Annotated in this window: 13 protein-coding genes; 6 read left to right on the plus strand and 7 right to left on the minus strand. The window is 60.7% G+C overall.

Annotated features, from left to right (window positions below; translation table 11 throughout):
* Positions 1–6 precede the first annotated feature (6 nt).
* From QRN61_RS23645 to QRN61_RS23655, 3 genes are all read right to left on the minus strand, one after another.
* Positions 7–228 carry a hypothetical protein gene (locus QRN61_RS23645; RefSeq protein WP_027613838.1) on the minus strand — a complete coding sequence of 74 codons (222 nt, stop codon included), beginning with the start codon at positions 226–228 and terminating at the stop codon, positions 7–9.
* A 175-nt stretch (positions 229–403) separates the two neighbouring features.
* Entirely contained in the window at positions 404–1,138 is a 735-nt protein-coding gene (locus QRN61_RS23650) for an SDR family oxidoreductase (protein ID WP_096796850.1), read from the minus strand.
* 181 nt (positions 1,139–1,319) lie between these two features.
* Entirely contained in the window at positions 1,320–2,264 is a 945-nt protein-coding gene (locus QRN61_RS23655) for a helix-turn-helix domain-containing protein (RefSeq protein ID WP_027613836.1), read from the minus strand.
* Between the two features lie 165 nt (positions 2,265–2,429).
* On the opposite strand from QRN61_RS23655, the gene QRN61_RS23660 reads away from it, so the two are divergent.
* The 3 genes from QRN61_RS23660 to QRN61_RS23670 all read left to right on the plus strand — a co-directional run bounded on the left by QRN61_RS23660 (position 2,430) and on the right by QRN61_RS23670 (position 4,618).
* Entirely contained in the window at positions 2,430–3,194 is a 765-nt protein-coding gene (locus QRN61_RS23660) for an SDR family NAD(P)-dependent oxidoreductase (RefSeq protein ID WP_027613835.1), read from the plus strand.
* Positions 3,195–3,362: 168 nt separating this feature from the next.
* Positions 3,363–3,620 carry an Atu4866 domain-containing protein gene (locus QRN61_RS23665; RefSeq protein ID WP_096796853.1) on the plus strand — a complete coding sequence of 86 codons (258 nt, stop codon included), beginning with the start codon at positions 3,363–3,365 and terminating at the stop codon, positions 3,618–3,620.
* A gap of 80 nt (positions 3,621–3,700) precedes the next feature.
* A complete protein-coding gene (locus QRN61_RS23670; RefSeq protein ID WP_097089988.1) occupies positions 3,701–4,618 on the plus strand; it encodes an AraC family transcriptional regulator in 918 nt (305 codons plus the stop codon).
* Positions 4,619–4,659: 41 nt separating this feature from the next.
* On the opposite strand, the gene QRN61_RS23675 is transcribed toward QRN61_RS23670, so the two are convergent.
* On the minus strand, positions 4,660–6,156 hold the full coding sequence (locus tag QRN61_RS23675) for a sensor domain-containing diguanylate cyclase (RefSeq protein WP_285375746.1): 1,497 nt from the start codon (positions 6,154–6,156) through the stop codon (positions 4,660–4,662).
* A 438-nt stretch (positions 6,157–6,594) separates the two neighbouring features.
* Between QRN61_RS23675 and QRN61_RS23680 the strand changes: the two genes are divergently transcribed.
* Both QRN61_RS23680 and QRN61_RS23685 read left to right on the plus strand, forming a co-directional pair.
* On the plus strand, positions 6,595–7,290 hold the full coding sequence (locus QRN61_RS23680; protein ID WP_027613831.1) for an SDR family NAD(P)-dependent oxidoreductase: 696 nt from the start codon (positions 6,595–6,597) through the stop codon (positions 7,288–7,290).
* A gap of 90 nt (positions 7,291–7,380) precedes the next feature.
* Entirely contained in the window at positions 7,381–8,400 is a 1,020-nt protein-coding gene (locus QRN61_RS23685) for an AraC family transcriptional regulator (protein WP_027613830.1), read from the plus strand.
* A 6-nt stretch (positions 8,401–8,406) separates the two neighbouring features.
* Here the strand turns inward: QRN61_RS23685 and QRN61_RS23690 are convergent, their stop codons facing one another.
* Positions 8,407–8,820: a cupin domain-containing protein gene (locus tag QRN61_RS23690; protein ID WP_285375748.1), complete on the minus strand. Its 414-nt coding sequence runs from the start codon at positions 8,818–8,820 to the stop codon at positions 8,407–8,409.
* 313 nt (positions 8,821–9,133) lie between these two features.
* Between QRN61_RS23690 and QRN61_RS23695 the strand changes: the two genes are divergently transcribed.
* Entirely contained in the window at positions 9,134–10,168 is a 1,035-nt protein-coding gene (locus QRN61_RS23695) for an alpha/beta fold hydrolase (RefSeq protein ID WP_285375750.1), read from the plus strand.
* Between the two features lie 25 nt (positions 10,169–10,193).
* Here QRN61_RS23695 and souR read toward each other — a convergent pair whose 3' ends face one another.
* Both souR and QRN61_RS23705 read right to left on the minus strand, forming a co-directional pair.
* Entirely contained in the window at positions 10,194–11,216 is a 1,023-nt protein-coding gene (souR, locus tag QRN61_RS23700) for a transcriptional regulator SouR (RefSeq protein WP_183785298.1), read from the minus strand.
* A gap of 50 nt (positions 11,217–11,266) precedes the next feature.
* Entirely contained in the window at positions 11,267–12,388 is a 1,122-nt protein-coding gene (locus QRN61_RS23705; protein ID WP_285375753.1) for an agmatine deiminase family protein, read from the minus strand.
* Positions 12,389–12,402 lie beyond the last annotated feature (14 nt).

Raw genomic sequence — 12,402 nt, forward strand, 5'->3', positions numbered from 1 at the left:
AAATTCTCAGGTTCCGCCCGAAAGCCCCTCGGTGGCCTGGGCGAACCTCGCACCGGCCTTGCGCACCAACTGGCGCCATTCTGTTGCTGTAATCAGCCCTTCCTGCTCCATGGTGTCGGCCATTTTCAGCAACTCGTCGTATTGATCCTCGGCGTCCATACGGATCTCTGGCTCTTCCAGTAATTTTCGCCAGGCGGCCAACGCCTGCTCTTTGCGAATGTCGCTCATGGTCATTACCCCCGGACTTGTAAGTCGGTAGAGGGCTGCGGTTCTGGAGTGTTCAGCGGCGGCGACTGACGGCGCGACAGATGGTTTTCGTTGCGGCCTCGAAAATGAAGCGGCCCAAAGCAGCCGTTGATGCACGACTGCTTTGAGCCTGAGAGCGATTGCCTTCCAGGATGGCTCAGTACGGGCTGGCCGTCGGACGTACCACAATCTCACTTACATCAACATCGTCGGGCTGTTCGATGGCATAAGCGAGGGCTCGTGCAATGGCGTCGGCGTTGAGCGCCACACGCCGGAAGGCTTTCATTTCCTCGCGTGCCACCTCATCGGAAATCGTATCGGCCAGTTCCGACTCGACGACACCCGGGCACACCACCGTGACGCGAATCTTGTCCGTTTCCTGGCGCAAACCATCCGAGATGGCGCGGACGGCGAATTTGGTCGCGCAGTACACCGCGGCGGTTGGAGAGACCGCAAGACCGCCAATCGACGAGATATTGATAACCTGCCCGTACCCTTGCGCCTGCATGTCCGGCAAGACCGCAGCGATACCATGCAGCACCCCGCGCACGTTGACATCGAGCATCTGGTTCCACTCATTGACTTTCAGCGAGGCCAGGGGAGACAGCGGCATCACGCCCGCGTTATTGATGATCACGTCGACCTTGCCATGTTGCGCCTTGGCGAACGTCACGAACGCCTGCATGGATTGCAGATCGGTGACATCCAGTGCGCGGGCGCTGGCCGAGCCACCCTCGGCCCGGATCTCGCTGACCAGTTGGTCCAGACGCTCTGTACGGCGGGCACCGAGTACCACATGGGCACCTTTGCTGGCGATCAGCCTGGCCGCCGCTTCGCCAATACCACTGCTTGCACCGGTAATCAGCACGACTTTGTTGTGAATGTTCGACATATCCGTAGCTCCTGCTCTCAGCATTGAAGTTCAGCAGCGACCGCTGAAGTGCGGGCGTTGCTGCGGGGTACGTCGAAAAGATTAAGGGCACATGCCTGCTCGGCGCGTGCCGAAACCTGCGCAACTTTTGCCTATTCGTGTCGGTGTGCATCAATCTGCAAAACAGATAAAGCAGCGATGCTCAAGCCCCACGGAACTCGCTGGGCGTTACGCCCACCTCGCGACGAAATACCTGAGAGAAGTGACTGGGGCTTGAATAGCCGACCTCCAGGCCGACGTCGATGACACTGCGCCCGGTCTCGAGCAACAGCTGCCGCGCGCGAATCATGCGCAAGCGGATGAAGTACTGCGAAGGCGAAAAACCCGTCGCACGCTTGAACAGACGGCTGAAGTGGTACTCGCTCAGCTCGGCCAGTCTGGCCAGCTTTGCCAGACTGAATTCAGCGCCCAGATCCGCACTCATGGCGTCAGTGACTTTGCGCAGCTTGTAGGCTTGCAAAGCGTTGCTCCGACGTCCGCCTCGGGCCTCGGCGCGATAGCTGCGCACCAGATGTACGGCCAGCGCCTGTGCCAGCGAGCGGGCAAACAGAGCGCTGGGCGAGCGCTCCAGAACCAGTTCGGTGCGCAACTGCTCCATGACAAACGCGACGCGCGCGTCGCGTGCCCCGGAAATATCACGCAAACGCACAGCTCCCCCGTAATCCCCCAACAACTCACGCGACGCGTGCTCGATCAACGGCAGCCCCAGATAAAGGTGCATCACTTCAAAGGTGTCGGCCCCTTGAGTCTGCCAGCGCATCTCATAAGGCTCGTCGGAACTGGTGAGGAAAAAATCGCCCGCGCTGACCTCCGCCGCTTCCCACTCGCCACCCGGCACGCGCTCCTCCACCCTCGCCGACCCCGCCAGAACCAGGACGAGCAGCGGTTCCACCACCGCAGGCACGAGAATGGGTTCAACCACGCTGCCATGGGTAAAAAACCGGATCACGATGTCCTTGATTTCCGGACACGCTGGCAACGCCTGCGGCTCGCCCGGCAGGTAGTCTCCCATCGACTGCCCGGTGATGCGCAAGTCCTGGGAGGAAGTGGACTTCTGTTGCAACGCCGTTTGCCCGGTATTGGTCATGAACATGCCCTTTTGCTGAGATTCAGCGCAAAACCCCGACAGCCGGGGCAATCTCCCGAAAGCCGACCTCGCCCCGCTGCGAGACAGTAGGCCCGTCGCCGATGACAGCGCCTTGCGGGCGCCGACCCGGCCAATCCCTACTCGATCAAAATGCTGGAGAACATCATGACCGATATCAAGCACAGCACACCAAACGAAGTGGCCGGTAAAGTGGCTCTGATCACTGGCGCGGCCAGTGGCATCGGCAAGGCCATCGCACTACTGCTGCATGCCCGCGGCGCCAAAGTCATCGCCGAAGATATCAGCCCTGAGGTAGAGGCGCTGGCTCGCCCCGGGCTGGTACCACTGGTAGCCGACATCACTCAGGACGGGGCCGCTGAACGCGCGGTCGCATTGGCCGTCGAGCAATTTGGTCGACTGGACATCCTGGTCAATAACGCCGGCATCATCATCAACAAGCTGGTCATCGACATGACTCGCGAAGACTGGGAGCGCATTCAGGCGGTCAATGCCACGGCGGCATTTCTGCATAGCCGCGAAGCGGTCAAGGCGATGATGCCGAATAAATCCGGTTCGATCGTCAACATCGCGTCCTACGCCTCCTACTTCGCCTTCCCCACCATCGCCGCCTACACCGCTTCCAAAGGCGCACTCGCGCAACTGACGCGCACCCTGGCGCTTGAAGTCATTGGCCACGGCATCCGCGTCAATGCCGTCGGCGTCGGAGATGTGGTGACCAACATCCTCAACAATGTAGTCGACGATGGCCCGGCATTTCTCGCCCAACACGGCGAGGCCGCGCCGATCGGCCGTGCGGCACAACCGGAAGAAATCGCCGAAGTGGTCGCGTTCATCGCCTCGGACCGTGCCAGCTTCATGGTCGGTTCGGTTGTCATGGCCGACGGCGGCATGACCGTCACGGCCGGTTGAGCCATTACAGGAAAGATCCGCCCGCAAGCCCGAGAGGATCAGGCAAATCTGCGGCAGTTTTGTTCTGACACCTCTGCGCTCTGCTACGTAATCTGAAAGCACGCAACGGATGCAGACACAGGCCACGGCAGGCCGCTCGGATTGAATGAGGACTGAGGAGAAAAGCTGATGAAAAATGCCAGACAAACCACGCCTGACCATCGTTACGCCGGGATGTGGGTCACCGCTGATGGGTTCATCCGTCACGAGCTTCTGACCACTGGGCGTTATGACGAGGCCCGTGGTAAAAATAACAGTGCTTATGAAGGTCGCTACGAAATAACCGGTGACTATATCCAGTACTGGGACGACACCGGCTTCACCGCTGACGGGCATTTTCATGACGACGTGCTGTATCACGCCGGCATGGTCCTTTATCGGCAATGAGCACTTTAATGATGTCGGGTGAATATCGTCTGCCTGGACAGTTCCGGGCAGACGCTCATGGACACTTGTGAGAGCCTGAAATGCAACAGAGCGATGCTTTCATCCTGCAAAACACGGCCATCTACCGTGACGAACTGGTTCGCTTGCTGACGCAACGGTTTAGCGCACCCGGGGTCTATGAGACCGCCGTAGCGCCCTTGCATGTAATCCGTTTTGACGCACCTTCGGAGCTGATCCACACCGTGCACAAGCCGGCACTTTGCCTGATCGTGCAAGGACAAAAAGAAGTCGGCCTGGGTGACGACCATTACCTGTACGACCCGCTCAGTTACCTGGTGGTCTCAGTGACACTTCCCGTGTCCGGGCGCGTGCTGATGGCCAGCCCGGAGGCGCCCTATCTGTGTATCCGCATTGATTTCGAAGCCACGGAAATCGCGCAGGTCATCGCCGATGCGCCCCCGACGGGCGTCCCGGACGAGCCGGAGCTTGGCCTGTTCATTGAAAAGGTCGATGTGCCTCTGCTGGAAACCATGCTTCGGCTGGTCCGGCTGCTGGAAACACCGAAAGACATCGGCATGCTCGCGCCCCTCGCCCTTCGCGAGCTGTATTACCGGCTCCTGCGAGGTGTGCACGGTCGTCGTCTGTATGAGCTTGCCCTCGTTGACTCGCAAACACGCCGGGTAACGCGGGCAATCGATTGGCTGAACAACCACTACACCCAACCCTTGCGCATCGAAGAACTCGCGCGGGTCGCCAGTCTCGGCAGCTCCACATTGCATCATCAATTCAAGGCCGTGACGGCCATGAGTCCACTGCAATACCAGAAACAGCTTCGCCTGCAGGAAGCCCGCCGCTTATTGCTCGGCGAAGGGCTGGATGTGGCGAGTGCCTGCTATCGAGTGGGCTACGAAAGCCCGTCGCAATTCAGCCGGGAATACAGTCGCCAGTTCGGGTGTCCGCCATCAAGAGACACCCAGCGGGTTCGCCGCCCGGCGTGAAAGTCCGCCCGACGGCGATCTATCGGATTAATGCCCACCAATCACTTCACAAACCGGTTACGCCCCAGCGTCTTGGCGTTATACAGCGCCTGATCGGCGACCTCGATCAACCCTTGCAAGGATTGCAGTTGCGCCCCCGAGGCCGTAGCGATGCCGATACTCACACTCAGCCGGCCGAATGGGCTGGACGGGTGTGCGATGTTCGCTTGCTCCAAGCGTTCGAGGATCAGTTGCGCGACCACTGCAGCACCGTCACTGTCGGTGGCCGGCATGATCACGCTCAGCTCCTCGCCGCCGTAACGCGCCACCAGATCCGACGGGCGCCGCACACAACCTTCGAGGATTGTGCCGACCTTCTGCAGGCAGGCATCGCCGGCGACATGCCCGAACGAGTCGTTGAACAGCTTGAAGTAATCGATATCGATCATCAGCAACGCCAGCGTCGTGCCGTCACGTTGTGCGCGCCGGGCTTCCATGGCGAGGCTCTCATCGAAGCAGCGCCGGTTGGCCAGACCGGTCAAGGCGTCCTTCATCGCCAGTAACTCAAGCTGACGATTGGAGGAAAGCAACTGCTGCTGCGTCCCGCGCAATTGATCTTCAGCCCTGGTACGCCTGCGAATATCGAGAATCAGAAACCAGCCGATGAGCCCGGTAAGCCCCAGCAACCCCGCGACCACCACTGCCGACAGCCAGGCCTCCATGCGCCACGCAGCAAGGGCTTCGCGCTTGCCGAGGGCGACAGTGGTGATCAGCGGCAGCCGGTCGCTCTTGCGGAAGGCATAGAGCCGTTCGACGCCATCGAGGCTGGAAGTAAATGACGCGGTGCCGACCGATCGATCGACCAGATACTTCTCATAGATGGGCGACTTGGAAAAATTGCGGCCCATGTCCTGCTCGCGGAAGGGATAGCGCACCAGCAACGTACCGTCGGTGTAGGACAAGCCGATGGCCCCGTCCTGCCCGACGTCGATCTTGCCGAACAGGCGCAGGAAGTTTTCGATACCCAGGGTCACCGCCACCACCCCGGCAAACTCGCCGTGCGCATCATTGAAACGGCGGCTGACGGTGATCACCCACTCCTGATTGGAGCGACTCTGGATCGGCGGACCGATAAAGGTCTCGCGGCTCGGGTCGTCACGATGATGGATGAAATAAACACGATCACTGCTGTTGGCCCCGGCCGGAATCGGTCGGTTGGACGACATCAGCCAACGGCCCTGATTGTCGTAGATGGTGATGCCGCTGAGCTGCGGCATCAGCGGTTCCTGACGATTGACCAGTGCGCTCAGACGCTGGATCTGCGCGGGGCCACTGCCTTCGGTTTCCAGACGTTCGACGATCCCGAGCAACAGCAACGAACTCTGGCGAACGATCCCTTCGGAATAAGTCGCCAGCGCCTGGGTCAGGTTCAAGCCATGAATGTTGACTTCCTCCAGCGCGCGCTCTCGAGAGGCCAGTACTTTCCACACCGTCAGTGAGGCGAGGGAACAACCAATCACCAACAACAAAAGCACAACCAGGCGGGTATCACGCTTCACATTACTACCTTTGGGAAAGTCCGGTTTCCGTTCCTGCGGCGGGTCGACCGACTCGATGACTGCGGCCGCGTGTCCTTGTCGCGCGCAAGGATACAAGCAGCGCTGACTCGCTGCAGCAACAGATTATGTGACGCAAAAAACGTACTTCTGAATTGCACGGCGTCGTCCGGAAAAAAAGCGTGCTAAAGACTTCAGGAAGGACTTGCGCTTGGCGAAACAGCGACAAGAATGCCAGACCAAACCATCGCCAGGCTTTCAGAATCCGCTTGGCGCCCACCGTCAGAAGCCAACTTTCTGACGCCTGTTTCACGACCCTTTCGTGATGTGTTGCCAAGCATAAAATTTTGGCACTTTTGCACAACAAGTTGACATCCAAAAGCATGCCACAGGCCACCGATATCATTAGAGTATGCGCCCTTAAAAAGGAAAGGACTCTTGATGACTCAGTCACTCTCACGGCGCGTTGTGGCGATTACCGGCGCCCTGGGGAATCTCGGCGAGACCCTGGCGGACATGGCCGCAGCCCAGGGCGCGGATCTGGTGCTGATCGATCAGGCGACGATGGCGATGCCCAGTTCCCACAATCGACTGGTCCTGTCCGGCATCGATCTGACCTCCCTTGCCGATTGCCAGGCAGTCGCCCACCAGATCAACCGCTATTTCGGACGCCTCGACGCCCTGGTCAACGGCGCCGGCGGCTATGCGTGGGAGCCGTTGCTGGGCAGTGCGATAGAGGCCTGGGATCGGCTCTACTCGCTGAACCTTCGAACCGCATTGAACGCCAGCAAAGCCTTGCTGCCATTGCTGCTGCAATCCTCGGCGGGACGCATCGTCAATATCGGATCGAGCATGGCGGCGAAGGCCGGGCTGGGCATGGGCGCTTACGCCGCTTCGAAATCCAGCGTTTTGCGCCTGACCGAAAGCCTCGCCGAAGAACTGAAGGACATGAGCATCACGGTCAATGCCGTGCTACCGAGCGTGCTCGACACCCCGCAAAACCGTGAAGCCATGCCCGACGCCGAGCATCAGCGCTGGGTGACGCCCGCTCAACTGGCGGCGGTCATTCTGTTTCTGATCTCGGAACAAGCGTCGGCCGTCACTGGCACCGGTATTCCGGTGATCGGGCGCATGTAGGGTCTATTGACGCCGCGCGCCTTGGCGACGTCGCTTTCTTCACCTTTCGGAAAAGCAAGATCACCGGATTACCGGACTTCCCCTCCCCCCATGCGACCCGCCACTTCCAGCGCTGCCTTCGTTAACCACGTCCTTGATGTCGCCGAACAATACGGCTGCGATGGCGACTGGCTGTTGCAGCAGACCGGACTCTCACGCGAGCAGTTGTCCGACTCGATCGTGCGCATTCCCATGCGCCAACTGCGTGCCTTGCTGGAACTGGCGGCGCTCAGCAGCAACCTGCCGCATTTCGGCCTGCTGGTCGGCGCCGCCGTACGCCCGGGCACCTACGGCGTGCTGGGTTATGTGCTGATGACCAGCGCGACACTGGGCGAATCGCTGAACATGATTCTGCGTTTCGGCAAGATCGTTTACGACAGTCCGTCCAGCCAGACCCGGATCGTCATCGGCGACGGCCGCGTAACCCTCGAAGATCAACGCATCAGTGAACTGGAGCCCTATTGCGCCCTGCATCAGGAAGCGCTGATGGTCGGCTGGGCAGCGTTCGGCCGCTGGTTGATCGCGAGCAATCAGCCGATGCTGGAAGTCCGGATGATGCATTCGGCGGTGGGCGAACCGGCGCTGTATGAACACTTCTTTGGTTGTCCGGTGCAGTTCGAGGCCGGTTGCAATGCGCTGGTGTTTGCCGAGTCGACACTCTCTACACGAATCCAGGGCGCCGACCCGCGCATGCATCGCAGCATGCTGCTGGAGGCCGACTGGCAGTTGTGCCTGTCGTATCCGGCGTTTTCGGTCACAGATCGATTGCGCGCGCTGCTCACCGAACAATTGCCGACCGGTGATTTCAGCCTGAAAAGCCTGGCCCGGCAATTGGCGATTTCGCCGCGCACCTTGCAGCGCAAACTGGCGGCCGAAGGGGAAAACTTCAATCAGGTGCTGGAAACCATGCGCATGGAACTGGCCGACCATTACCTGCGCCGCACCGAGACCAGCATCATGAACATTGCCCTGATGCTGGGTTACTCGCAGGCCAGTTCTTTCAGCCATTCCTTCCGTCAGGCCCGCGGGATTTCGCCAGTGGATTACCGCAAGTTATTGCGCGCCAGATAAGCCCGATCACGGCCTCAGCTCCAACAGCGGCTGGCCTTTTTTCACCACATAGGTCGCCAGTTCCACGCCTTGGTCCTGGCCGACGTTCTTCGCCACATGGGCCACGCCAGCCGGGATGAACAGCGAGTCACCGGCCTTTAGCGTGACCGCCGGCCGCCCCTCCAGTTGATACTCCAGCGTGCCGCTGAGCACGTGCGCCACTTCGACACCCGGATGCGCATGCCGCGGCGCGGTGACACCCGGTTCGAAATCGATACGTGCCTGTATCACCTCGCGATCCGCGTCGCCCAGGTCCTGACGAATCAGGTCGGTACGGCTCAAGCCCTGCTGCCAGCTCATGGCCTGAGCGTCTGCCGCCTGCGCCAGGCCGGTGAATGAAACCAGTGCGGCCACAGTGGCCAGAATCAGTGTGCGTTGCATGCAATTGCCCTCTCGACAGTCATGGTGTGAAGGCCTGCACTGTGACTGCCGGGTGTAGCGGCCATGTGTCGAAAAACCCGCGTTTGGTCTCGCCGTGTATCACGTGCAGAGCTGGATACACGGCCATACAAAGCCACGCCGCCCCGACACCCACCGTGTATCACAGTGTGTACAGACACCCCGGCGATACATGAACTTGAATCATCGCGCTTTTTCGACATGGACCAGATACGTCCCGGCGTTCAAATGCCTGCAAGGTTTGCCGGGCTCAGCCCGCACCTGCCCCCGACAGGATTGCCAAGGAGACTTCAGCATGAAAAACGCAGCATTCAACCGTATGAACATCCTCGCCGTGACGCTGTTCGGCGCGCTGGCGGCGACGCAAATGCCAACGGCCGCCGCCGCGCAGCCGGCAACCGGCGACCACAACGTCAGCTATTCCGCGCCCTCGCCGTTCGGCCCGCTCAAGCATGTGAAGGCCGGGCTGCTGGATGTGGCCTACGCCGAAACCGGCCCGGCGCAGGGGCCGGTGGTGATTCTGCTGCACGGCTGGCCGTACGACATTCATAGCTATGACAAGGTCGCGCCGTTGCTCGCCGCCAAGGGGTATCGGGTGCTGATGCCGTATGCGCGGGGTTATGGCGACACGCATTTCCTCTCCGATCAGACGCCACGCAACGGGCAGCCTGCGGCGCTGGCCAGCGACGTGATCGACTTCATGGATGCCCTGAACATCAAGCAAGCGGTGCTCGGTGGTTACGACTGGGGCGCACGTTCGGCGGACATCGTCTCGGCGCTGTGGCCGGAGCGAGTCAAGGCATTGGTGTCAGTCAGCGGCTACCTGATCGGCAATCAGGCTGCCGGGCAAAATCCGTTGCCGCCCAAGGCCGAATTGCAGTGGTGGTATCAGTTCTACTTCGCCACCGACCGTGGCCGGGACGGTTACCGTAAAAACACCCACGACTTCGCCAAGCTGATCTGGCAGCTCGCCTCCCCGAAATGGGCCTTCGATGACGCCACGTTCGACCGCAGCGCCAAAGCACTGGAAAACCCCGATCACGTCGAGATCACCGTGTTCAACTACCGCTGGCGTCTGGGCCTGGTGCAGGGCGAACCGCAATACGCGGCGCTGGAGCAGAAACTCGCCAGCGCCCCATCCATCAGCGTGCCGACCATCACCCTCGAGGGCGATGCCAACGGCGCGCCGCACCCGGCGCCTGAGGATTACGCCAAGCGTTTCACCGGCAAGTACCAGTTCCGCCTGATCAACGGCGGCATCGGCCACAACCTGCCCCAGGAAGATCCGCAGGCGTTTGCTCAGGCAGTGATCGACGCCGATCACCTCTGAGGTCGAAGGCAGAAAACGCCTCGGTCTATTTGACCAGGCGTTTTTCCCTGGACGGTCGATAACCGAAAAACGCGCTGTAGCACTTGCTGAAATGGCTCGGCGAAACGAAACCGCAGGCCACCAGCACTTCCATCTGCGACAGCTCGGTGTGCTGCAACAGGCGCCGGGCTTCGGTGATGCGCAGTTCCAGGTAATAGCGCTGCGGCGTGGTGCCCAGTTGCTCCTTGAACAAGCGCTCCAGTTGTCGCCGCGAGCGACCGGCGTACACCGCCAGTTGTTCCAGCTCCAGCGGTTCCTCGAGGTTGGCGTCCATCAGCTTGACCACCTCGCGCAACGGTGCACTGACGCAGAGGTTTTCATCCGGTTTGATCCGCCGATACCGCGACTCCTCGAACGCCAGAATGTCCTCGATGCCTTCGACCAGCGCCTTGCCGTGCAGGCTCTTGATCCAGTCCAGCGCCATATGGAAAGCCCCGGACGGGCTCGACGCGGTGAGCCGGTCGCGATCGATCACATAAGGTTCGCTGCTGACCTGGGTGGCTTTGGCAATTTCGGTCAGCGCGGGGCGATGCTCCGGGTGGATCGCGCAACGATAGCCATCGAGCAGTCCGGCGCGGCCGAGAAACCACGCACCGTTCCACAAACCGGCCAGACTGACCCCGCGCTCCGCCGCCGAGCGCAGCAGGCTGTTCAACTCCTCGCTGGCCTTCAGCTCAGTGCGGTAGCCGCCGCACACCACCAGCAAGTCCAGATCCGCAAGGCTGGCGGCGTCAATCCGCGCATCCGGGCGAATCACCAACCCCAGATCGCTGATCACCTCACCCTCGCTCAGCCCGAACGTGCGCGAGCTGAACAGTCCGGCGCGCAACAGGTTGGCGGTGATGATGGTGTCCAGCGCCTGGGTGAAGGCCGGCAGCGAAAAGTGTTCCAGCAGCAGAAAACCGGTGCGGGTGATGCGGGTCTCGGCGGATTGCTCATTCAGATAGCGGAGGTTTTTACCCTTCATGCCTCCGCTGAATTGACGTCGTTCGATCAAGGTCTGGCCCATCGGTCATGTTGTTATGCGCCGATAGTTGGCTCGATGGGCCAAAGAGTCAATCACGCTTGTGGCTGATGACTGGTCACGCAGTGAATCCCGCCACCACCGGCAGCGATCGCATCGATGTTCAGCAGCTCGACTTTGCGCTCCGGGTACAGCTTCGACAGCAGGTCATAAGCCTTTTTGTCCGCCTCCTTGTCGCCGAACTCCGGGGCGATGATCGCGCCGTTGATCACGAAATAGTTGATGTAACCCGCAGCGAAATCCGGGTTGTTCTGGTTGAACTTGCTCTTGCGCGGCTTGAGTGGCGGCGAAATCGTGTGGATCTGCAGCGGGCGACCATCAGCGTCGGTGGCTTTCCTGAGAATCTCCAGGTGCGCCAGCGTGACCTGGTGATCGTAGGATTCGGGGTCGTTGTCGAGGTTGGCAATGACCACGCCGGGCTTGATGAACCGTGCATAGAAATCGACGTGGGCGTCGGTGATGTCCTTGCCCTTGATCCCCGGCAGCCAGATGATTTTGCGCAGGCCCAGACGTTCCTTCAGTTCGGCCTCGACATCGGCCTTGCTCCAGCCGGGATTGCGGTTGCTGTTGATCCAGCTGCTTTCGGTCATGATCCCGGTGCCGTGGCCGTCGACCTCGATACCACCGCCCTCGCCCACCAGTTCACTGCGCAGGTAGGTCGCCTGTGCATCGGCGGCCACTCGCGCAGCGATTTTCGCATCCTTGCTGTGCCGCTGTTCGTCGCCCCACCCGTTGAAATTGAAGTCCACCGCGCCGAGGCCGCCCTTGTCGTCGATAACAAAATTGGCGCTGATGTCACGCATCCAGATGTCGTCGAGCGCGGCGGTTACGTAGGTGACATTGCGGGTGCCGCAGTACTCTTCGGCGAGGCTGCGTTCGCCGCTGCGACAGAACACCGTGAGCGGTTCATAACGGGCAATGGTGCGGGCGATGCGGCCCAGCGCAGCCTGCACATCGGCGGTGAAATCTTCCCAGAACGCATCCTGTGCGCCGAAAGCAATGAAGGCGCGTTCGTGCCTGTCACCCTCGTCGGGCATGAACCAATCTCCCGTGCTGGCCGCCAGAAGTCTGCCGGGTGCCAGGCCCAGCCCCACGAACGCAGCGCCGACACCTGCAGCGACCGATACCTGTTTGATGAATTCACGACGCGTCGACATCTCTGGTTTTCCTG

It is taken from the genome of Pseudomonas sp. lyk4-TYG-107, assembly GCF_030209055.1.
Classification (GTDB): domain Bacteria; phylum Pseudomonadota; class Gammaproteobacteria; order Pseudomonadales; family Pseudomonadaceae; genus Aquipseudomonas; species Aquipseudomonas putida_A.